Origin of the sequence: Dokdonella sp. (assembly GCF_036518555.1) — a bacterium.
GTDB lineage: Bacteria > Pseudomonadota > Gammaproteobacteria > Xanthomonadales > Rhodanobacteraceae > Dokdonella_A.
Genome location: NZ_DATDMY010000260.1, coordinates 1 through 22,124, shown reverse-complemented (window position 1 = coordinate 22,124; position 22,124 = coordinate 1). Strand labels below are relative to the sequence as shown.

Genomic DNA, 22,124 nt, shown 5'->3' with positions numbered 1-22,124 from the left:
CGAACATCTCGCGGGCACGAATCGCGTCGAGGAAGAGTGGTGCGACGCCCTCGTCGTCACCGCGGCCGACGTGCGCTCGCGCGCGCGTGGGGCGCGCGGCGTCGGTACGCGCTGGCGCCGGACCACGCGATGATCAGCGTGTTCGCCGCCGATTCGATCCGCTACGGCGTTGCCGGCCTGCTCGCGTACGCCGCAGCGAGCAAGCTGGCGGACTTCCGGGCGTTCCGCCGCAACGTCACCGGCTTCCTGAAGGTCAGCGACACGACGGCCCTATACCTCGCGCCGGTCGTCATCGGTGTGGAAGCCGCGCTCGCGGCCGCGCTTGCATTCGACGCGGTACGGCGCACCGCGTGGCTGTCGACCGCTCTGCTGATTTTCTTCGTCTTCACGGGCCTGCTGGCTCGCGCCCATGCAGGGCGCGACGTGGTGAAGTGCAGCTGCTTCGGTGAGGGCGAGCGGCCGGTGTCCGCGCACGACGTGGCGCGCAACGTCGTGATCGCGACCGGTCTCGCATTCTGCCTCGTGGTGGAGCCTGCCACCGATGCGCGCGCAGCCGTGGCTTGCGCGCTGGCTTCGGCCTTCGGTGTGCTGTGGGTCGTCGTACTGTCCCAGTTCCATCGCATCGTGGTGCTGGTACTGCACGCGTCGGACGGTGCGCCGTGATCGATGGTGACACGCTGGCCTTCGCGTGCGCGCTGCTCGCGGCGTGCGTCGCCCTCAACCTGATACTGACGCTGCAGGTTCTCGCCGCCGCGCGCGCGATGGTCGTCAACGCGACGTCCCCGCCGCGCCCTGCCGTCGGCGAACGCGTGCCAGCCGTCGATGCCCGTTCGAGTTCGGGGGCTCGGGTCGTGCTGCCGGTGCCCGGCGTCGCCAATGCCCTGTTGTTCCTCGCCAGCCGATGCCCCAAATGCCGCGACACGCTGCCGGAGGTCGCTCGGTTGCTGCCACTGGCGGCGCGCGACGGCCTGCGGATCAGCCTCGTGACGGTCGAGTCGCGCCGACGCCTGGTCGGATTCCTCGACGGCGCGCTCGCCTTGGCCTGGGCACGTACGGAACTCCGCGGCTACCGTTTGCTCAATCCGTCGCTGTCGACGCCGCACTATCTGTTCGTCGATGACGCAGGCGTCCTTGTCGCGCGCGGTGACATCGGCGACGAAGGTTGGCTGCGTCTGCGCGAGCAGCTCGGCGACACCGCGGCGGTTCGGACACCATGAGCGCCTCGCCTCCAATCGGGCGGATCGCGCTGCTGACCCCCTTCTGGCCGCGCTTCGTCGCCGGCGTGGCGATGATGCTCGTCGCCGTCGTACTGCAGTTGGCCTTCCCGCAGGCCTTGTCGCGTATCGTCGATGGCGCCACGGCCGGCAGTGCCGCGTTGCTTGATCGCGACGTCGCCCTTGTCGTCGGTGCCACGCTCGTGCTGCTGCCGCTGGCGTCGGCCGCGCGCTATTACCTGTTCGAATCGACAGGGCATCGGGTCGGCGCGAGGATGCGACATCTGTTGTTCGGCGCGCTCCTGCGCAAGCCGATCGCGTTCTACGACGAGCACACGGTCGGTACGCTCGCCAGCCGGCTTTCCGGCGATACGGAAGCCGTGCACGACTCGCTCATGATGACGTCGGCACTCGCATTGCGTTCAGTCTGCGTGCTCGTGGGCGCCACCGCGCTGCTGATGCGGATGTCCCCTTCACTGGGCCTTCTCGTGGTCGCCTTCCTTCCGCCGGCCTGGGTGCTGAGTCGGCGAGCGGGCAGGGACCTGCGCGAGCGCGCCGGAACGATCCGCGCACTGCATGCGGAATCGAATGACGTGGCGTTGCAGCATCTCGCCAATGTCCGCCTGGTGCATGCGACCAACCAGCAGACCGAGTCGGCGCGTTGCTTCGCAGGGCGAGTTGACGCGACGCTGCAAGCAGAACTCGCGAACGCGCGCGTGAGTGCGGCGTACTCGGGGGCGTCGTCGTTTCTGACGTATCTGTCGTCGATCGCGTTGCTGTTGGGTGGAGTCCGCCTCGTGTCGCAGGGCGTGCTTTCCGTCGGCGAGCTCGCCGCCTTCGTCGCCTACGCCAACATGATCACGGATTCGGCCGGTGCGTTGAGCAGCGTATGGTCGGAATGGATGCGTGCCATCGGCGCCACGGATCGAGTGTTTGGCCTCATGGACCACGAGCGCACCATCGAACCGATCTCACGGAACGTGGTCCTGGATGGCAGCATCGATCTGCAGGACGTCGCGTTCTCCTATCCGCAGCGCCCGGATCGCAAGGCGCTCGATGGCGTCACGCTGTCGATCCGCGCCGGCGAGAAGATCGCCCTCGTCGGGCCGTCGGGAGCGGGAAAGTCGACTGTCGTCGCGCTCCTTCTCGGCTTCTACGAGCCCGACCACGGCTGCATCCGCTTCGACGGAGTAGAGGCTTCGTCGCTCGGCGCGCCCGCGATCCGCGACAACGTCGCGCTGGTGGAGCAGCAGCCGCTCCTGTTCGCCGAATCGATCTGCGACAACATCGCCTTCTCGGCCGGCCATCGGCCCGTCGCATTCGCCGACATCGTTGCGGCCGCGAGGCTTGCGGGGCTGCACGAGTTCATCGAAGGCCTGCCGGAAGGTTACGAAACGATGGTCGGCGACCGCGGAGTACAGCTGTCCGGCGGCCAGCGCCAGCGCGTCGCGATCGCGCGCGCGGCGCTTCGCGATCCGCGGATCCTCATCCTCGACGAGGCCACCAGCGCGCTCGATTCGGAGAGCGAAAAGCAGGTGCAGGAGGCGATCGACCGGCTGATGTCCGGGCGGACGGCGATCCTCATCGCGCATCGCTACTCGACGGTGATCCACGCCGATCGCATCGTCGTGCTCGATAGCGGGCGCATCGTCCAGGAGGGCACGCACGACGAACTGATGAGCGCCGCCGCACCGCTGTACCGGCGCCTGGTCGGAGAGCAGCTGCTCGGGACCCACGCAATCGCCGCCGCGGGCGGCCACGCTTGAGAGCAGGATGCCTCGGCGCCGACTGCGGAGGCGGAACCGCGCCGCGCTGGCGCTGCTCCGTGCCGGACGACGTTGATCGAGGCAAGTGAATCTCGAACGTCTTCGCAACTTCGGCGCAAACATCATGGCTTCCTGCGATCTCCCGCAAGGACTTGGACACCTCGCGACGGCTTTCACTTTCGCGCACGCGCACGACGCGCACGATTCGCCTGCGCGTCGGCGAGGATTTCCGCGCAACGCATCCTTCGCTCACGCGCATCGCACGTCGCCGATACTGGCCGTCCTGCTCGGCGTCGTCGGCCAGGCCACGGCGATCGAGATCGCGGGCGTCGGCTCGGGGCCGATTCCGGATGGCCCGAGCAGCGGTGGGGACGTCGTCTGCAACGCGTCTTCGCAAGGATCGCCGCTCGTCATGGAGTTCCCGGTGCGCGGCATGACGACCTCGCTCCATCACGTAGGCGTACGCATCACGTTCGGGCCCGCGCACACGCATGTCGGCGACCTTCACGCGCGGCTTGCCGCACCCGGTGGCTCCCCTGCCGCCACCCTCTTCGGCGATACGGGGCAGGACATCGTTGGCGATGATGGCAGCGACGTCGAAGGCCAGTACCAGTTCGCGGACGACGGCCCATTGGACTGGTGGGCGGCGGCGGCGAGCGCGCCGCACGATGGAACGATTGCACCGGGCTTCTATCGGGCCACTGCCGAAGCTGCCGCGCAGGTCGTTTCCCTGGATGCAGTCTTCGGCGGGCTGCGACCGGAGCAGATCAACGGTATCTGGACGCTGGAGATCACCGACGACTGCGCACAAGCGACGGGCGGCGTCACCTTCTCCGCTCTGGTGCTCAACGGGACCCTGCCGGTGGAACTGCAGGCGTTCGATGTGGAGTGATGGGGAAAGGGAGACCGCGCGATGATTCGCCCGACGCATGCACTGCTTCTTCTATCCGCCCTCGCGCTACCGGTCGTCGGCGCTGCCGGCCAGCCCGTCGAAGCACTCGCGGCGACCTCGCCCGCCGCAGCGGATTGCGGTGAAGAGGCGTACCGCCAGCTGGACTTCTGGATCGGCGACTGGGATGTCTTCGAAGCCGATGCACCCAAAGGTCCCGTGCAGGCGCGCGCGCGCATCGAACGCGTCGCGAGCGGATGCGCCATCCGCGAGCAATACGAACAGACCGACGGTCTCGTGGGCGAAAGCCTGCTCGCCTACGACCCCGTGCGCGAGCAATGGCAGCAGACGTGGATCACCAATCGCGGCTCGCTCATGCTGATCTCCGGTGGGTGGAACCGCGGTGCCCTGGTCCTGGAAGGAGAGACGCATCTCAAGGACGGCTCGACGGTGCGGCAGCGGATTACGTGGCGGAAACACGGCGACGCCGTGCATGAATCGGCGATGGTATCGGAGGACGGCGGCAAGACCTGGAGGCCTGCCTTCGACATGATATTCCGCCGCCATTCTGCCGCACGTCGATGACCGAGCGCCGGTGCCGGCCGTGGCCGTTTGCTAGCGGCCCCTGATGGCGCTCGCCGCGTCCGCCATGCGGGTCTGCCGCAGGAGTCCGTCCCGGCCGCCTCGACGTTGACGCGGTCGCAGCGGATCCGTGATCAGCCGCATATTGCGTTCGGGTAGGGCAAGACCGGGAAGCCGATAGTGGCGAACCTGGCTGCGAGAGGATGGTCCGCACTGCGGCACCCTCGTGGGCGTTGGCGGGAGAGGGCGCCGGGCATGTCGCTGTCGATCGCCCGACGACGTTGGTCAGGATGGGCGCATGGCTGGCGCCGCGACCATCCCGTTCTTCCCGTGTACTCCAGCGAGGATCGCATGTCATTCCACACGAAATCCAGCGCGCTTCGGATGCATCGTCCGGGCCTGCTTGCGATGGCCGCGGCCGCCGCGCTATGCGCAGCCGCACCGGTCGCGGCCGAAACGATTCTGGTCGGGCGCTCCGAGGCGTGCACAGTCCATACGATCCAGGCCGCGATCGACCGCGCTCGCGCCAGCGGCGGCGACCATCGAATCCTCGTGACGAACGATGTCGATGGCGGCGCGTATCGCGAGAGCCTGACCCTGATGGGGCAGGACGAAGGAGCACGGCTGGAGATCGTCGGCGGCCTGTCGGACTGCGTGACGCCGGAGCCCACGAGCGTGAACACGATTGTGCAGGGCGGCGTGCCCGGCCAGGCGGTATTGTTCGTATCCGGACGGACCTCCTTGCAGCTGCGCGGATTGCGACTGGAGGGCGGCAGCAAGGGCATCGAGTGGCAAGGCTACGGCGATCTCGAATTGACCGATGCAGCGCTCGGTGCAAACAACGGTGCGGGCATCGCGGTGATCGGCAACGGCGGCACAGCGCGACTGCTGTTCGCCGGGTACGTGGAGGTTGCGGACAATCTCGGCGACGGCGTCTTCCTCTGGGACGCGATGATGGCGATTCGCGGCGACGGCAACGCGGTGGCGCGCAACGGCGGGAGCGGGATTCTGGTCGACAGCGCGGCGAGCGTGCAGATCGGCGCGCGCGGCAAGGTGATCAGCGACAACCGCGGCTACGGCATCGCCATCAGTCATTTCGGTGCGAACGAAGCTCCGCCCACGCTGCTGTACTCGATCGATGCGGCCGATCCGCTGCGCATCTCCGGCAACCAGCAGGGCGCGCTCCTGCAGACGGCGGCGGGCTCGTCACATCGCGTGTGCGCACGCGGCATCGCGATCGACGGCAGCCAGGGGGCGGTGATTAGGGCGAGTGGCTCGTTGGCGACACTGGACATCAATGGCGCCCAGTGCCTCTTTCCTCCCGACGCCGATGTCACCTGCGCCGCACCGCGGGATATCGGGCAATGCAACACGATCGTCGGCAATGCGACATCGGATCAGGCCCTGGTCGTCGCGCAGGACGGCGCGCGCATCGACATGCAGCGCGTGTTGATCGCCGGAAATTCCTCGGCTGCGCTGCTCTCGACGCTGCGCGCGTCGGATGATGTCGCTTCCGTGATCACGCTGCAGAATGCCGTTGTCGCCGGCAACATTGTCGAGCCCCGGTTCATCGAGGCCGTCGACGGGAGCGCGATCGAGATCGCCGATACGACGATTCGCAACAACTTCGGTGACTTCGTCAGCTTCGCGGCGGGCGGCCCGTACTCGCTCGTGGTGCGCGACTCGATCGTCGACCAGCCGCAGCCGCTGATGTCGTTCTCCGGCGATCCTTCTGCGTTGCGCGTGTCGCGCGTGCTCGCGCGAAACCGAGACGGCATGCCGGACGGCGGCGATCACGATATCCTGATCGGCGTGCCGGCCTACCTGGATTCGCTCGGCCATTTGGCGCCGGGGTCGCCGGGCATCGACTACGCGCCGGCCGGCAGCGGCGTCGACTTCGACGGCCACCCGCGCGACGTCGATCTTCCGGAGGCGCCCAACATGCATGGTGCGCGCGACCTCGGTGCGTTCGAGACGCAGGAACAGGCGCTGTTCGCAGACGGCTTCGAGGCGACCTGAGCCGATTCGTGGGGACGTCGGCGCCGAGGTGACGGCCCGTCCTGGTCCGGTCCGGCGCGGCGTCCTGCTTTCGCACGGTTGCGCCGCATTCGCGTGCGATCTCGCGCTGCTCGTTCCACGCCGTTGCCGTCGCTGCGTGCCGGGAAACATCGTTTCTGCCCATGCAGGGAATGACGATTTTTGCGGAGAACCCATGGTCGAGCAGGTATCCATCGCGTGCGCGGACGGCGCGCGCGTCGCAGGTCGATGGCATCGCGCGCAAACGAAGCCGCGGGCGACCGTGGTCGTGGCGCCCGGCGCGGCGGCCGAAGCACGCTTCTACACGCCATTCTGCGAGCATCTGGCCGAAACGGGCCATGATGTACTCGTGTTCGATTTCCGCGGCGTCGGCGAGTCGGCCATCGACCGGCATCGGCGCCGCGAATGCGGATTCTCGACCTGGATCGAGCAGGACTATCCGGCCGTGCTCGCGCACGCGCACGATCACGCGCGCCACGGTCCCCTGATCGTGATCGGTCACAGTGCAGGCGGCTGGATGGCCGGCGTGCAGCCGGCGGCCGATCGCATAGATGCATTGATCGGCGTCGCCGCATTGTCAGGGCATTGGCGGCACATGGCGCGCCCGCACCGCTATGCGCACTGGCTCGCGTGGCATGCCCTCGTGCCGGCGTCATGTCGCATGTTCGGCGTGTGGCCTGGCGTGATCGGTTTTCGCCGCAACATGGGTCCGCGCTTCGGGCTGGAGTTCTCGCGCTGGGCGCGGCGTCGCGACTTCGTGTTCTCGGAGCCGGCGTTCGATGCGAACGCGTGGCGGTTCCGCGGCCACCTGCACCTGTTCCAGATCGCCGACGACCCGTGGGGCACGCGGGCGGCGGTGGCGGATTTCGGTGCACGGCTTGCGAATGCGTCGGGCTGCGTGATGGAGACGATCCGCGCGGACGACGATCGCGTCGGGCCGATCGGGCATTTCGGCGTATTCCGGACGTCGCGGGCGGATACCTTGTGGCCGCGCCTCGTCGAGGCCGTCGCCACGTGCCGGGAGGCCGTTCTGCAGCGCTGAGTGCGAACGTGCCGATGGTCGCAACTGCGCGTCGCTGCCCCGGTGGATTTGACGTTGATACGGGCAAGTTACTCGGAGATTGCCTGCGATGCGCTCGATTCCCCCCACGGCTGTCGGTTCCATTGCTCTTGTCCTGCTCGGAGCACTGTGCGCCGTGAATGCGTCGGCGATGATCATCACGGTCGGGCAGGCAGGCATTCCCGGCAACTGCACGACGCCCACGCTCGCTGGCGCGTTGCAGAAGGCGGTGGAAAATCCTGGTCCTGACGAGATATGGGTCACCAGCGACGTGCAGTCCGGCACGTACGACAACCAGCACCTGAGCATCAATAGCCTCGACGTCGACATCGTCGGCGGCTTCGACAACTGCTGGTCGCCCTCGCCGACGGGCCGCACGCGAATCACCGGTGACGACGAATCGCCGGTCCTGAAGATCCGCGGCGGCGGCGTCGTCAACCTCAAGCACCTGGAGATCATGCACGGCCGCTCCGGCAGTGCCCATCGCGGGGGCGGCGTCGACTACAGCGGGCGCGGCAGCCTCGTGCTCGAGGACGTGAGTATCCGGAACAACGTCAACGGGCAGTACATCGACGGCGCCGGTGGTCTTTCGTTCGAGGGTGAGGGCGGTACCGCCTATCTGCAGTTCCTCGATGACGTCCACATCGAAGGCAACTACGGCAACGGCGCGGTCGTGTTCGGCAATGCCGTGCTGACGATGGATGGCGCCAACAACACGCTCAAGCAGAATCGCGGATCCGGTTTGCGCATCGAATCCCCCGCCGTCGCCGACATCGGCGCATCGGGCGATGTCTTCCAGCTGAATGAGACGTACGGGCTCGAGTTCCTTCACTTCGCCGGCACCACCGACACGATCGAGTCGCACCTGTATTCGGATGGACTGGGTTTCGGCGGCAACCTGCGCGGCGCGCTCCACATCGATGCGCCCGCGCACGCCGCGGGTTTGTACACCGTGTGCGTGAAAGGCGTGTACTTCGGTCAGCACGTGCTGACGGATGTGCATCCCGTGAGCGGTGCACCGGACGCCGCCTACGGCAGCCTCGTGCGCGTGACCGGGCCCCTCGCGCGCCTGCATATGGGGACGAACTGCGCATATCCGCCGGCAGCGGGTACGCGCTTCGAAGGCGAATTCATGTACAACAACGTCATGGCGGACGGCAAGCCGCTGATCGCGGTGGGTAACAGCGCCCTCGCCATCATCGATCGCGCCACCATCCATAGCAACACCGCGAATGCGGTCTTCTCCACCAATCTGGGCCAGCCGGCGAGCGATGCGGGCCTGCATGTCTACAACTCGCTCGTCTTCAGCAACACCTTGCGCGACGACGTCATCGAAGCGCTCGGCGGTGCCTACGTGTCCGCCGTCAATCTCACCGTCGCGGAAAACGGCGGCACCTTCGGCCGGACGCTGCTCGCGATCGACGCCGCGTCGTTCGGCGTCATCGACAGCATCGTCGACCAGGCGCAACCCCTGTTGCAGGTCGAAGGGTCCCGCGCCGGCGTGAACGTGCAGCGCGTGCTGGCGCCGAATCGCATCGGCGCGAGCGCCGGCGATGTCGTCATCGAGGGGCGTCCCGCATTCGGCGACTTCTTCGCACTACGGCCGACCTCGCTCGGCGTGGATGTCGCGTCGGACGCTCCAGGCGACGCGGTCGACCTCTATGGAAATCCTCGCAACGTCGATACCTTGGGCGTCCCCAACGTCTTCGGCTCGCGCGATCTCGGCGCGGTCGAGCTGCAGCTCATCGACTACGACACGATCTTCGCGAGCGGTCTCGACGCCGACGCAGGGTCGCACGACGGGGATGTCCCTGCAGCGGTGGAGTAGCGATCCATGCATGCATCGCGCTCGTTGCCGTACGACGCGCCGGGACTCGTGTTCGTCTCCCGATCCGATGCTTCGCGGGCCTACGACCGCCACGTCAATGGCCGATATCGACGCGCGCCGCGCAGACGCCCGAAGCGCCACGTCGGCACCGTGAAGACGAATGCCACCGCAACCCATGTGGGGATGTAGGAAAGCTCTCGCGTATGGTTCATGGGCCTGAACTCGGTGGTGGTAGTGCTGCTAGAACGAATACGGAAGTGTGCTAGCGCCAAAAATGCATCGGCTTCCGTGCCCGTGGTGTTCCATGGACATTTCAGTCCTGGCGCGTCGTGCGATCAGTGGCCGAGTGCCGGCGCGTGTCTGCCTGTGCATTGGGCCGAAGCAGAGGGCGCGGTGCGGAAACCACGTAATCGGAGCGAGCACGGCCGCGCAGGAACGCGCCAGGATGCGTGGCGTAATCGTGCACTGCATTCCGTCTTCGGAATTGGCGCCAGATGGCGTCGTGCCGGAGGCGAATGCGCCATGGTTTCACGTATCCTCGTAGCGCTGTACGGGCTGGCCTCGTACATCGCGTTCCTTCTTACGTTCGTCTACGCGATCGGTTTCGTAGGCAACTGGCCGATCCTTCCGCGTACCATCGATGGCGACGTCGAAGGCCCGTTCGCGACCAGTCTCATGGTCGATGTCGGGCTATTGCTGCTGTTCGCGACCCAGCACAGCGCGATGGCCCGACGCGGATTCAAGGACGTGCTGACGCGCTTCATCCCGCAGGCCGCGGAACGCAGCACCTTCGTTCTCTTCTCGAGCGCCGCCTTGGCCACGCTGTTCTCATGCTGGCGTCCGCTCGGCGGCCTGGTCTGGCGTGTCGAAGGGAGTGCTGCGCTGGCGCTCATGGTTCTCGCGGCCGCCGGATGGCTGCTCGTGCTCGCATCGACGTTCCTCATCAATCACTGGGACCTCTTTGGCTTGCGCCAGGTGTGGCTCCACTTGCGCGGGCAACCCTACGGCCACCTGCGTTTCCGCACGCCGGGTCCGTATCGGGTCGTTCGGCACCCGCTCTATGCCGGCTTCATCATCGCGTTCTGGTCGACGCCGGTGATGACGCTGACGCACCTTCTTTTCGCAGTGGTGACGACGGGCTACATCGTGGTCGCGATCCAGCTCGAAGAACGCGACCTGCTGCGTGAACTCGGCAGGGACTACGCGCAGTACCGGCGCCGCGTGCCGATGCTCCTGCCGCGCCTGCGCTCGCGCGATGTGGAGATCGTCGACGTGCCGTAGGTGGGCCTTGGCGCCAAGGGCCATCCTGCGAAAAAGGGCGGTCGCACGCGCGACCGCCCGCTCGCGTCACGCGAGTTCGGTCGACGGATCGATGATCGCCTTCACTTCGCGAATCCGCGTCGCCGGAAATCCGCTGAGCTTCGCGTGCTGGCGGATGTTCTCCTCGTCGCTCGCGAGATACACGCAATAGGTCTTCTCGTCGACGACGAAAGACTCGAGCCACTGGATGTCCGGCCCGATCTTCTGCAGCGCACCGTTGGACGTCCGGGCGATGGCACAGAAGCCTTCCGGGGTGTTGTTGCCGATGCCGGGGACCTCTCGCTCGATGATGTACTTCTTCAACATGACATGCTCCTCGTGGGTGGTCGGTGGAACGTCGTAGGCGCGATCGGGAATGCCCGGGGCCCGCAGCGCGAATGCGTTGCGCTCGCCCGGTGAACGCCGCGCCCGATCGACAGACGCAATTTCGACCAACGACGCGCCGTGCCCTGACGCCGGCCGCACCCTGCGAGTCTTGCTCGCCCGCGCCGAACGGGCGTGGCGCCATCGGCCGCCGCGTTTCGTCCTCCGTGTAGACCTGCGGTATTTCCGCCGCGGATCCGATCGGGCGACCGCCGTGCGCGAGCGGCTTGCCGGGAACCGTCACGCGCGCTCGCAAAGGAGCCGATACATGCGTCGTTGCCCATCCACCCTCGTCGCGGCGCTCGCCGTGCTGCTCTCGTCGGCGCTCGCATCGCCGACGGGCCATGCCGCAGCCGGTGACCTCGACCCGTCGTTCGGTACCGACGGCGTGGGGCTCTCCACGCCCGACGGGGTCACCGTTCACGAGATGGCATCCCATGCCGTTCTCGCGCTCTCCGACGGTCGCATCCTCGTCGGTGGCTCGCGCAACTACGTGCAGGCGGGCAGTCCCGATCCGCGCCAGCGGCCGAGCCTCGTCCGTTTTTCGGGCGACGGCATGCTCGACCTGCAGTTCGGCAACGCGCCCGGCAACCCCGGCCTGCTGGAACTCCCGGCGGTGTCGGACACGGGCATGCAGCAGGTCGAAGCGATGACCCAACTCATCGATGGCTCGATTGTCATTGCGGGCACGAACTTCGCCTTCGGTCCGCTCACCGGTTTCGTCATGAAGGTCGACGCCGATGGGCGGCTCGACTCCGGCTTCGGCACCGCGGGCATCGTCACGTTCCCGCAAACGCAGCTGCACGCGTTGGCGGCGGACGTGCTCGCGACCACCACCCGTATCGTCGTCGCCGGCGAGCGCGTGGATGCGACCGGCGTCTCGCGCGCAGTCGTGATCCGCATGGATGCCGCGGGCATGCGCGACGCCGCCTTCGGTCCGCGCGCGGACGGCGAGTTCGTGTTCGAGCCGCGCGATGAAGGCGACAGCAGTTACGTGCATGCGCTCGCGGTCGACAGGGCCAGCCGCATCGTCGTCGCGGGCTCGTACGCGGCGGCGTCGGGCGCCGCGATCGATTTCTCGCTGGCGCGCCTGCTCGATCGAGGCAGCCTCGATCCGGAATTCGCTGCAGGCGGCTGGCGCATCTTCAGGGGGCCGGACGCGACCTCCGACTTCAACGAGATCGGCCAATTGCTCATCCTGCCCAATCGCCGCATGGTCTTCGCCGCGCACCATCGGCTCGCGAGCGGGGGCACGGGCATCGTGCTCGGCGGCCTCGACGAAGCCGGCGCCACCGATGCGGCGTTCGGCCGTGCGTCGACGCCGGGCTACAGCGTCCTCGACGTGGCGCCCGATGCCGTATACCGCAATCCCGCGGGGCTCGTCCGGCAGCTCGACGGCAAGCTGCTCGTCGGCGTCGCCTATTCCGTCGATGCGACCGGGCCTAACCCGCGGCGGCCGGAATTCACCGTCGCGCGCACCTCGCCGTCCGGCGAACTGGATGACGGTTTCGGTGACGGCGGCATCGCCCATTTCGACCTCGCGCCGAACGGCGACTACAGCCTCTCCACGGCACTGGCGCTCAGGATGGGCAACCCATCGTTGCCGGAGCGACATGGCGGCGCCACGGCGTGCGGCTCGTCGACCTCGCGATCGTTCGCCTGCAGGTCGACGCGTCGACGGGCGACGATGCGATCTTCGCGAGCGGTTTCGACGCGCCGGCCATGCCGCTGGCCTGCGCGGCCCGATCACTGCGGACAACTCGCTCCTCGGCCGGGCGGCCGACGATTTCTTCGGTTTTGCGGTCTATGGACTGTCCGCAGGCGAGTTCGTCGCATGGTCGCCGTTCGTGTATTTCTGCGATCCCGAGGGCCATTGCGGCGGCAGCATCGGTGCCGTCACGCCGTCCACGGGCCTCGCCACGTCCGGCCGGTTGAGCCTGGAGAACAGTGCTTTCGGCCACGTCCAGGATCAGGGCACGACGTTGTCGGCTGCGCTGAACGGCTCGACCCATGTGCTGATCGTCGGGCAGCCCGAGGCGAACATCGTTTCACTGCTCAAGTACGGCGACTCGATCTTCCGGAATGGATTCGAAACGCGTTGAGGGGACGTCCGTCGCCAACCGATCCGCCGCGCGCGCAATCGCGTGCGGCGAGGCGATGTGCGGAACGCCGCCTGTGGCGCCGCAACGAACCGTCTTGCGTTCTCCGCAGTACATGGCTGCATGCCGCAGCGCAGAACCGGAGAACACGCCGTGTCACACGTCCATCGAAGCCGCTCGAATCGCCTCGCGTCCTCTCGCTCCAATCCACTCGCGTCGACTCGGTCGCTTCGCCCGCGCACGCAGGGCGCGCACGATGCCGCGGCTCCCACCGCGAACCGGGGCTCGCGTGCGCGGATGCGTGGAGGCATGTGTCGGCTCGCCATCGCGCTCGCGTCGACGGTCGCATGCATCGCGAGCGCGGTCGCCGCGCCAACCCCCGATCCGACGTACGCGGGAGCGCCCGATGGCGTGCTGCCCATTCCCGTTCCGGAGGCCATCGGCGCAACCGGGACCCAGCTGGTCCCGTTCGACATCCTGGCTGCGCCCGACGGACGCGTCACGCTCGGCGGATACGTCACCGAGGCGGGCCCGCAGACGACGAGGGCCTACATCTACATCCGGCTGCTGCCGGACGGCCGCAAGGACACGACGTTCGGCCCGACCGGGTCGGGACGACTGGACCTCGAGCTCGATGTGAATGCGGATCGCATCGCCAGGAGCGTGCTGCTGCACGCCGGCGCGGTCGCGTTCGTCGGGGCGAGCGGTCCATCGGCGTTGCTCGGCCGGATCACGTCCCTCGGCCGACGCGATCTCGACTTCGACGAAGACGGGAAAGTGGTCGTCGGCGCCTCCGCGTTCAGGACGGAGGCGTCGCAAGCAGGTTTCGGCGACGTCGCGCCGCAGGGCGACAGCCTCATCGCGGTGGGCGTGGCCTACAAGCCGCAGCCGCTGGCGGCCTGCTCGGCGGTCGCGAAGTTCGACGGCGCGACGGGCGCGCCGATCGCCTCCTTCGGCCACGGCGCCGGACGCGTCTGCGTGGCGCCTCCGGGTTCGGACGTCTCGCTCGCAACGTCCGTCGCTCCCCTCGCCGATGGAAGGGTCCTGGTGGCCGGCGCGAGCATCCACCCGGGTGGTTCCGGCTACGATTTCAGCGTCGTGAGGCTCACGGGGCAAGGGGACGTCGACGAGACGTTTGGCCCGAATCACGACGGCTGGGCTTTCGCGCATTTCGATCTCGGTGGCGATACCAACGATGTCGTCGCCTCGATGATGGTCGATCATCGCGGGCGGATCCTGCTGGCGGGGCCCGTGAGCCTGACCCCGTCGGACTCGATCACGGGCGTCGTGCGCCTGACCGAAGACGGCCTCGCCGACCCCGGTTTCGGCCTTGCTGGAAAAGTCAGGTTGCCGATGTTCGACGACGGTCGAATCCTCGAGGTGCGCGACGATGGGGGCGTGCTGATCGGCGGCACGCGCGCGGATTCGCTCGGCAGCGTCATGGTGCTGTTGCGCGCGAACGGCGAGCCGGACGCATCGTTCGGCGCATCCGGAGTCTATGAGTATGCGCACGGGGACGACACGTTCTGGTACGGAGCGCCCGCAGCGGATCACCTCTATTTCGTGGGCAGGACGTCCGTCCGCGTGCCCGGTGAGAACGATCGGGACGGCTTCGCCGTGGCCCGATCCCTCTGGCCGGTTTTCGAAAGCGGTTTCGAAGGCGCGCCCACCGGGCCCTGAACGTCGAATGCCGGGTTGCTGGCGGCACGATCCGTCCCGATCGCGCGCCGCATCCGGCAGCAAGGGGGGGGCGTCGAACGCGGGATCGGCGCCCTCATTCGCGTCGCGGCACGCAGCCTTGCCGCCGCCACGCGCCGCGAGTGCCGTGCGCACGCGGCACGACCGGGTTCACCGGTCGTGCCGCCTTGACCGCAACGCTCACCGGCGGTCGGCGACCACGCGACTGAACATCGGCTGCTCCGCGCCCTGGACTTCGACGCGACCGATCGCCCAGTGGCTGAAGTGCTCGAAATGTCCGGCGTCGATGCGTGCGTGCCAGCGCAGCCGAACGACATGGCCCGCGAGCGACGAGCCGAAGTCGAGCGTGTCGTCGCGCCAGCCCGAAGAAGCTCCCGTGAACGTCGCGCTGCCGCCTGCAAGATACGCATCCGCGCCCGTCCATTCGCCGCCGTCGACGCTCACCTCGAGCGTGCCGCGGCCCGGACGCGCGCGAGTGTCCGCGGGGAGGCGGTCGAACGCGTAGTCGTGGCGCACGACGACGCGCAGCGGCATGCTCGCCGATACGGCGAACGGCTGAGTCGCGAGGTGCGCGTCGATCGCCGCGTGCACGTCGCCGATCACGTACGCGGGCCGGCTCGCGTAGGCGTCGCGATGCCAGTGCGTGGCGCAATATACGTAGCAGTAGTCGGGCGCGTCCGCGTCGCCGAGCCCGGAGGTCCAGTCCGACGCGAATGTCGGCTCCGCCGCGAGCGTGTCGACGCTGCGATCGCGCACGAGGTCGTAGTCGACGCGGAACCGCGCATCGCGGTGCGCCTGCGCCTCGCCGCGGCGGCGATCGTCGGCGTCGATCGAGAGCGACCGCTCGACCGCTCCCGCGCGCAGCACGCGCACGTCGAACTCGGCGACGTGACGCTCGCCCGGCGCGAGCGCGATGAAGTTCTCGACCGCGCCGCGCGGGAACGCGAAGTCGCTAGCGCGCGCGCCGACCTTCACGCGTACGGCGCCGAGCGGCGAGAAGCCCGTGTTCTGCACCGTCACGCGCAGCACGCCGCGTTCGCCGCGATCGAGCACGCCGTCGCCGTCGCCGCCGTCCGCTTCGCCGAGCTCGACGTCGACGATGCCGAGCGCGCGTTCGGCATCCTCGAAACTCTCGACCGCGCCACGCAGGTCGATGGAATAGCGGCCGGGTGCGACCGCGCCCGCGCCGAGGCCGCGCTCGGCGAAGCCGCTGCGGCAGCGGCGGTAGTCCGCTTCGCTGTCGGTACGGATCACCGCGAGCAGCGCGTTGCGCGCCTCGGTGTAATCGGCATCCGCTGGAATCAGTTTCAGCGATGCGACGAGGTCGGCGAGGATGCGGTCACGCGTCGGCTCGAACTGCGACGGCGGCGCCGCCGCGAGGATGCCGCGCGAGCACTGCCAGAGCGCTTCGGTCCACATTTCGCCCGCGGTGTGGATCTCCGCATTGGTGAGCGAGCGCAGCTTCCAGTCGTAGGCGTGCAGGCTGTCCGGCAGCGGATGATCCATGCCGATCGACGCGAACGTGAGTGGATTGATCGCGAGGTCGGCACTGTGCGGGAAGCGGCGGATGCCGTGGTAGTAGGTGTCGTCCGGACGGCCGGGCGAGCCCGCGGCGGGATACGGGTCGCGCGGGAAGTCGTAGTCGCGGTTCATGTACGCACCGATCGCGTAGTTGCCGTAGAACGGCGGGCGATCCGGCATCGCGTCGCGGTCTTCGGCGCGCACGCCCAGCAGCAGGCCGACGAAGTCGGCGATGCCTTCGTTGAGCGCGCCCTGCTGGCCCGCGTACGCCATGCGCGTGAGGCGGCCGAACATCGTGTGCGACCACTCGTGCGCGAGCACGCCGAAGTCGAGCGCGCTGACGTCGCGGTTGCTCTGCGAGTACACGTTCGCGCCGAGGAACAGCGCGCCGTTCGTGTTTCCGTCGTCTTCCGAGACGAGCGTGAACGTCGCTGCGTACGCGGCCGAGACGAGCAGCGGATCGCCGCCGATGCCGCCGCGGCCGTGGTTGTCGACCTGCATGTTGCCGGCCTCCTCGTCGTAGCCGAGGTCGTAGAACAGGTCGTGCAGCCAGTTCGTCGCGTAGAACGCCTGCACGATCTTCGCGTCGAGCTGCGGCGACGTGGTCGGTATCGGCTGCGGCAGGCCGTCGCCGTCGCATTGCACGAAGTCGTCCAGCGTATCGTCGACGTCGTAGGCGTAGTCGAATGCGTGCGGGCCGCTCGCGGGCGCGCGGAAGTCGCCTTCCTCGGGGCGGAACTGCTCGTCCGACGCGTACGTGCAGTAGCCGTCCTCGTCGACGGGATCGGCGTTGAAGAAGGCATCGACGTTGTTGCCCGACGTCGTGGCCGCGTCGTCGGCGAGCCACGGATCGCCGGTGCCGATGCCCGCGTGGCTGAGCGTGACGAGGTTCATCGGCGCCGGCACGTCGGGCAGGTAGCCGCTCGGCAGGCGCGTCGGGTACGGGTTCGTGTAGCCGAACGGATCGCCGTACGGCACGCCGTCGGCGCCGGCGAACACGCGGTACGAGAACGGCACGAGGTCGTGCACGAGGTCGGTGCTCGACAGCACGCGGTCGTCGTCGGCACCGACGATGAGGGCACGCGCGTCGAGGCGGCCGACCCCGGGCCGATGACCGGCGATCTCGACGCGGAACGCGGGCAGCAGCGCGTCGCGTGCCGGATACCAGACCGGTTTCACCGTCGCGGGCCGGTTCGGCACGAACCCCGCCGAGCGCTCGATCGCATAGCGTCGCGCACCCGACGCGTCCTCGCCCGCCTCGCGCATCGGACTCGCCGCGAGCAGGCCGTCGATCGCGCCGGCCGCGACGCGCAGTGCGCGCATCGGGTCGCCGTGGAATCCGCGCGCACGCGCCGCGGCCGCGTGCGGGCTATGGCCGCCGCCGACCGCCTTCGCCTCGAGCGACCGGTCGAGCAGTACGGCGACGCGCGCGCCGTAGACCTCGACGCCGTCGACCCGCTGCGGAAACTGCACGACGAACGGACCATGGCGCGTCGCATGGACGCGCGCCGCGTCGGCGGGCGCATCCACCCGTGCGGCCTTCGCGTCGCCGGCGAGCGCGCGCTGCGCGGCGGCGACGATCGCTTCGCGCGTCGTGCTCGCCTCGCGCGAGACCGATTTCGGCGTCGCGGCATCGGCGTCCGCCGGGAGCCAGCCGCTCTGCGCATCGAGGTGGATCGGCTCGAAACGCGCGTTCGTGGCCGGCGCGGCGGCGATGGCGCCCTGGGCGCACGCGAGCACGAGGGCGAGCGGCCAGAACCTGCGCCGGGCGAAAAAGTCGGGGCTGTACATGAGGGTTCCTCGGCAGTCGTCGGGAGCGGGAGACGCGCAAGCGCGGCGAGCATATAACGAAGAACATCGTACGTATCGCAGCGTCGACTCCCTCCAGCTCATACGCGCCATCGTGGCCGCGCCTATCACGGTGGCGGCGCCGAGGTTCAAAAAAGAAGCCCCGCAGGGTTCCGGCGTCTCGCGACGGGCGGCTGCGGGGCAGTCGTGTGCGGCGGATCGGGGGAGCGATGCGCCGGCGTGGGGAGGACGCTCGTGCAGACGCACGCGCGGCTCGCCCGGGGGAAGTGGTCAGCTCACGCCCTCCTTCCGTACCGGCCACCCCTGAAGGTCTTCCCAGACTTGGTCGGGCCGCGAGCTGGACGACTACGATAGGCGGGCTCGCCCGCATGCACGGTGAACGCGCACGCGTCCGTGCAGGCTCGTGTTCAGGCGCGATGGGATCCGCGCCGGGACGGCCGTCGGCAGCGCAGCGCGTCGATGCGCGATCCGGCGGTATCGGGTCTCAGGCGGCGGGCTCGACGTCGACCGCGCGCGACGCATGCGCGTGCACGTTGCGCCAACAGCCCTGATCGCGGATGTAGGTGTCGGAGAACTTCACCGTGCTGTCGAACGGCTTGCCGTGGTCGGTGCCCTTCTGGTGCAGCGTGGCGACGACGATCGCGGTATCGCCGTGCACGCGCACGACCCAGCCGCTCGTCTCGTTGACATCCCAGCGGTTCGCGGGCGAGGCGACGTCGGCGAGGATCATCGCCTTCGTGCGTTCGACGCCGCTCGAGAGCACGAGCACGTAGTCGTCGGTGAAGATCTCGCGCAGTGCACCGAGGTCGCGATCGACGAATGCGCGTTGCATGCGTCGGTCGGTCGCGATGAGTGCGGCGATGTCGGCGGCGTCGCCGGAGGGCGCGGCCGCGCTGAGCAGGGCGGCCGTCGCGGCCAGGGTCGGCAAGGGCATGATCGTCGTCTCGCATCGGGAAAGGGGACGGTCGCGCGGCGACCGGCAGGGACGATGCTAGCGTCGGCGGGGCCGGCGCACTGGCCGTTTTCGGCCGGCAATGACCCCGGCTGGCGCGGAGCCGGATTCGCGTTCGCCCGCGCCTGCCGCTACGATACGAAACGGGCCGGATCACCGGCTTTTTCCCCCTCCCGGATCGCGGATCGGATGAAAACCCTGCTCGTCACCGGCGGCGCCGGCTTCATCGGCGGCAACTTCGTGCTCGCAAGCCTGGCCGAGGGCGGCGCGCGCATCGTGAACCTCGACGCGCTCACCTATGCGGGCAATCGCGACACGCTGGCCGCGGTCGAAGGACGCGCCGACTACGCGTTCGTGCACGGCGACATCGGCGACGCCGACCTCGTGCGGCGCGTGTTCGCCGAGCATGGGCCCGACGCGCTCGTCAATTTCGCCGCGGAATCGCATGTCGACCGATCGATCGACGGCCCCGCCGCGTTCGTGCAGACGAACGTCGTCGGCACCCTCAACCTGCTCGAAAGCGCGCTCGCCTACTGGCGCGCGTTGCCGCTCGAGCGCCAGGACGGCTTCCGCTTCCTGCACGTGTCGACCGACGAGGTGTACGGTTCGCTCGGCCCGGTCGGCCGCTTCCGCGAGGATTCGCCGTACCAGCCGAACTCGCCGTACTCGGCCTCGAAGGCCGCATCCGACCACCTCGTGCGCGCGTTCCATCACACGTACGGCCTGCCCGTGCTGACGACGAACTGCTCGAACAACTACGGGCCATATCAGTTCCCCGAGAAGCTCATCCCACTGATGATCCAGAAGGCGCTCGCGGGCGAGCCGCTGCCGGTCTACGGCGACGGCCGCAACGTACGCGACTGGCTCTACGTCGGCGACCACTGCGCGGCGATCCGGCGCGTGCTCGAGATCGGACGTGTCGGCGAGGTCTACAACATCGGCGGCGACGCCGAGCGCGAGAACATCCACGTCGTGAAGACGATCTGCCGCCTGCTCGACGAGCGCCGCCCGCTCGCCGACGGGCGCAAGCGTGAAACGCTGATCACCCACGTCAAGGATCGTCCGGGGCACGACCGCCGCTACGCGATCGACGCCTCGAAGATCAAGCGCGATCTCGGCTGGCGCCCGACCGAGTCGTTCGAATCCGGCCTCGCGCGCACGATCGACTGGTACCTCGACCACCAGGACTGGGTCGGCCGCGTCCTCGACGGCAGCTACCGGATGGAACGATTGGGCGTTTGAAGTCCAAGAGCCGAAAGATTGAAACACGAAGGACACGAAGGACACGAAGGAAAAGCCAAGATTAGAGATTGAAACACGGAGCACACGGAGGAAAAGCTTTCAAACAGGAAAGGCTTTTCCTTGCCTTGCTTTTCTCCATGTGCTCCGTGTGCTCCGTGTTTCAGGCTTTTTGACTGATTCTGCTTTTCCTTCGTGCCCTTCGTGTCCTTCCTGTTTCAGTCTTCTGCTTTAGCTTTCAGAGAATCGGAGTAACGAGATGACGACGAGGCGCGGGATCATCCTCGCGGGCGGTTCGGGGACGCGGCTCTACCCGGTCACGCAGGCGATCAGCAAGCAGCTGTTGCCGGTGTACGACAAGCCGATGATCTACTACCCGCTGTCGACGCTCATGCTCGCCGGCATCCGCGATGTGCTCGTGATCAACACGCCGCACGAGCAGGCGCTGTTCGAGCGCCTGCTCGGCGACGGCTCGCAGTGGGGCATCTCGGTCCGCTACGCGGTGCAACCGTCGCCCGACGGACTCGCGCAGGCGTTCCTGATCGGGCGCGACTTCGTCGCGGGCGAGCCGAGCTGCCTCGTGCTCGGCGACAACATCTTCTACGGCCACGGCTTCACCGAGCAGCTCGCGCGTGCGGCTTCGCGCGAGCAGGGCGCGACCGTGTTCGGCTATTGGGTGCGCGATCCCGAGCGTTACGGCGTCGCCGAGTTCGACGCGGGCGGCCGCGTCATCGGCCTCGAGGAGAAGCCCGCGCAACCGCGCTCGAACTGGGCCGTCACGGGGCTGTACTTCTACGACGGCACGGTGTGCGACCGCGCGGCTGCGTTGAAGCCCTCGCCGCGCGGCGAACTCGAGATCACCGACCTCAACCGCCGCTACCTCGACGCGGGCGAGCTCATGCTCGAGAAGCTCGGTCGCGGCTACGCCTGGCTCGACACGGGCACGCACGAGTCGCTCGTCGAGGCGTCCAACTACGTGCAGACGATCGAGAATCGCCAGGGCCTCAAGGTGTGCTGCCCCGAAGAGATCGCGTTCCAGCAGGGCTGGATCGATGCCGAGCAGGTGCTGCGCCTGGCCGCGCCGCTGGCGAAGAACGGTTACGGCCAGTACCTGCAGGCGATGGTCCGGCAGGGTCGCGTCCCGTGAAAGTCATCCGGACCGAATTGCCCGGCTGCGTCGTGATCGAGCCTGCCGTGCACGGCGACGCACGCGGATTCTTCTACGAAAGCTTCAACCAGCAGCGATTCCGCGATGCGGGCTTCGATTTCGCGTTCGTGCAGTCGAACGTGTCGCGCTCCGCACGGGGCGTGCTGCGTGGGCTGCACTACCAGTGGCCGAACCCGCAGGGCAAGCTCGTCAGCGTGCTCGAGGGCGAGGTCTACGATGTCGCGGTCGACATCCGCGTCGGCTCGCCGACGTTCGGCCGCTGGGCCGCGGCGATCCTCTCGGCCGAAAACAAGCGCCACTTCTGGGTCCCGGAAGGGTTCGCCCACGGCTTCGTCGTCCTGTCCGAGTACGCCACGTTCACCTACCAGTGCACCGCGCTGTACGACCGCGCGAGCGATGCGGCCATCCGCTGGAACGATGCCGCGCTCGCGATCGACTGGCCGATCGCCGAACCGTCGTTGTCGGACAAGGACATGAAGGCGCCGTTCCTCGCCGACGTGCCGCACGACCGGTTGCCGACGTATCCATGACCGCGCGCTGCGCAGTCCAGGGTTCTGTGGGAGCGGCGGAAGCCGCGAT

17 protein-coding genes and 2 pseudogenes are annotated in these 22,124 nt (G+C 68.2%); 16 read left to right on the top strand and 3 right to left on the bottom strand.

The annotated features are described in order from the left end of the window. Nucleotides 1-138 precede the first annotated feature (138 nt). From VI238_RS14210 to mddA, 9 genes are all read left to right on the top strand, one after another. Complete coding sequence (locus tag VI238_RS14210) at nt 139-663, top strand: MauE/DoxX family redox-associated membrane protein (protein ID WP_331652485.1); 525 nt, start codon at nt 139-141, stop codon at nt 661-663. Between the two features lie 98 nt (nt 664-761). Further along, nucleotides 762-1,217: a hypothetical protein gene (locus VI238_RS14205; protein WP_331652483.1), complete on the top strand. Its 456-nt coding sequence runs from the start codon at nt 762-764 to the stop codon at nt 1,215-1,217. Continuing rightward, nucleotides 1,214-2,980 (top strand): ABC transporter ATP-binding protein, encoded by a 1,767-nt coding sequence (locus VI238_RS14200; protein ID WP_331652481.1) that lies wholly within the window; start codon nt 1,214-1,216, stop codon nt 2,978-2,980. Before VI238_RS14205 ends, VI238_RS14200 begins: the two co-directional genes overlap by 4 nt. A 412-nt stretch (nt 2,981-3,392) precedes the next feature. Continuing rightward, nucleotides 3,393-3,872 carry a hypothetical protein gene (locus tag VI238_RS14195; protein ID WP_331652479.1) on the top strand — a complete coding sequence of 160 codons (480 nt, stop codon included), beginning with the start codon at nt 3,393-3,395 and terminating at the stop codon, nt 3,870-3,872. Between the two features lie 21 nt (nt 3,873-3,893). Next, entirely contained in the window at nt 3,894-4,454 is a 561-nt protein-coding gene (locus tag VI238_RS14190) for a hypothetical protein (RefSeq protein WP_331652477.1), read from the top strand. A 549-nt stretch (nt 4,455-5,003) separates the two neighbouring features. After that, a complete protein-coding gene (locus tag VI238_RS14185) occupies nt 5,004-6,470 on the top strand; it encodes a right-handed parallel beta-helix repeat-containing protein (RefSeq protein WP_331652475.1) in 1,467 nt (488 codons plus the stop codon). Nucleotides 6,471-6,663: 193 nt separating this feature from the next. Then, the gene (locus VI238_RS14180; RefSeq protein WP_331652473.1) at nt 6,664-7,530 is read left to right on the top strand and encodes an alpha/beta fold hydrolase; all 867 of its coding nucleotides are present in this window, start codon (nt 6,664-6,666) and stop codon (nt 7,528-7,530) included. Nucleotides 7,531-7,684: 154 nt separating this feature from the next. Next, nucleotides 7,685-9,376: a hypothetical protein gene (locus VI238_RS14175; RefSeq protein ID WP_331652471.1), complete on the top strand. Its 1,692-nt coding sequence runs from the start codon at nt 7,685-7,687 to the stop codon at nt 9,374-9,376. 522 nt (nt 9,377-9,898) lie between these two features. Next, nucleotides 9,899-10,657: a methanethiol S-methyltransferase gene (mddA, locus tag VI238_RS14170; protein WP_331652469.1), complete on the top strand. Its 759-nt coding sequence runs from the start codon at nt 9,899-9,901 to the stop codon at nt 10,655-10,657. A gap of 66 nt (nt 10,658-10,723) precedes the next feature. On the opposite strand, the gene VI238_RS14165 is transcribed toward mddA, so the two are convergent. Next, on the bottom strand, nt 10,724-11,002 hold the full coding sequence (locus tag VI238_RS14165) for a DUF4242 domain-containing protein (protein WP_331652467.1): 279 nt from the start codon (nt 11,000-11,002) through the stop codon (nt 10,724-10,726). Nucleotides 11,003-11,051: 49 nt separating this feature from the next. On the opposite strand from VI238_RS14165, the pseudogene VI238_RS18770 reads away from it, so the two are divergent. From VI238_RS18770 to VI238_RS14155, 4 genes and pseudogenes are all read left to right on the top strand, one after another. Next, nucleotides 11,052-12,539 (top strand): annotated as a pseudogene (locus VI238_RS18770) (hypothetical protein); the annotation flags it as partial. A gap of 19 nt (nt 12,540-12,558) precedes the next feature. Further along, the gene (locus VI238_RS14160) at nt 12,559-13,161 is read left to right on the top strand and encodes a hypothetical protein (RefSeq protein WP_331652465.1); all 603 of its coding nucleotides are present in this window, start codon (nt 12,559-12,561) and stop codon (nt 13,159-13,161) included. Nucleotides 13,162-13,281: 120 nt separating this feature from the next. After that, nucleotides 13,282-13,773 (top strand): annotated as a pseudogene (locus VI238_RS18765) (hypothetical protein); the annotation flags it as partial. 102 nt (nt 13,774-13,875) lie between these two features. Continuing rightward, nucleotides 13,876-14,838, top strand: coding sequence for a hypothetical protein (locus VI238_RS14155; RefSeq protein WP_331652463.1), 963 nt, complete (start codon nt 13,876-13,878; stop codon nt 14,836-14,838). Between the two features lie 198 nt (nt 14,839-15,036). Here the strand turns inward: VI238_RS14155 and VI238_RS14150 are convergent, their stop codons facing one another. Then, a complete protein-coding gene (locus VI238_RS14150) occupies nt 15,037-18,168 on the bottom strand; it encodes a M36 family metallopeptidase (RefSeq protein WP_331652461.1) in 3,132 nt (1,043 codons plus the stop codon). 502 nt (nt 18,169-18,670) lie between these two features. Then, complete coding sequence (locus VI238_RS14145) at nt 18,671-19,120, bottom strand: nuclear transport factor 2 family protein (protein WP_331652459.1); 450 nt, start codon at nt 19,118-19,120, stop codon at nt 18,671-18,673. Nucleotides 19,121-19,327: 207 nt separating this feature from the next. On the opposite strand from VI238_RS14145, the gene rfbB reads away from it, so the two are divergent. From rfbB to rfbC, 3 genes are all read left to right on the top strand, one after another. Then, nucleotides 19,328-20,380: a dTDP-glucose 4,6-dehydratase gene (gene rfbB / locus VI238_RS14140; protein WP_331652457.1), complete on the top strand. Its 1,053-nt coding sequence runs from the start codon at nt 19,328-19,330 to the stop codon at nt 20,378-20,380. 256 nt (nt 20,381-20,636) lie between these two features. Then, nucleotides 20,637-21,524 (top strand): glucose-1-phosphate thymidylyltransferase RfbA, encoded by an 888-nt coding sequence (gene rfbA / locus VI238_RS14135; RefSeq protein WP_331652455.1) that lies wholly within the window; start codon nt 20,637-20,639, stop codon nt 21,522-21,524. Further along, entirely contained in the window at nt 21,521-22,075 is a 555-nt protein-coding gene (rfbC, locus tag VI238_RS14130) for a dTDP-4-dehydrorhamnose 3,5-epimerase (RefSeq protein WP_331652453.1), read from the top strand. Before rfbA ends, rfbC begins: the two co-directional genes overlap by 4 nt. Nucleotides 22,076-22,124 lie beyond the last annotated feature (49 nt).